Genomic DNA, 330 nt, shown 5'->3' with positions numbered 1-330 from the left:
CCAGGTGGCCGAGCGCAATGCCTCGATGCCGTCGATCACGAGCCGTCCCGCGATCGAGACGAAGAAGTGATTGCGGTTGATGCCGTGCTCGCGCCACTCCACCGGGCTGCCGTCGCGGCCGAGCGTGAGCGGCACGCCGAAGTCGTCGGCATGGCGCTGCAGCACGCGCAGATCGAACTGCACCACGTTCCAGCCGATGATCGCATCCGGATCATGATGCGCGATCCAGGCGTTGAAGCGGCGCAGCATGTCGGCGCGCGTGGCGCAGTATTCAAGCGCGAAGTCGATGTCGCCGGGTGTTTCGTCCGGCGCGCCGAGCATGTAGACCTG

The 330-nt window shown here is 66.4% G+C and carries 1 protein-coding gene; it reads right to left on the bottom strand.

Annotated features, from left to right (window positions below):
- The coding region (locus QCE73_RS34080; RefSeq protein WP_309885346.1) for a 3'-5' exonuclease at positions 1-330 on the bottom strand (330 nt) is incomplete at both ends.

This window comes from Caballeronia sp. LZ029, assembly GCF_031451275.1.
GTDB lineage: Bacteria > Pseudomonadota > Gammaproteobacteria > Burkholderiales > Burkholderiaceae > Caballeronia > Caballeronia jiangsuensis.
This window is presented reverse-complemented; position numbering and strand designations above follow the sequence as displayed.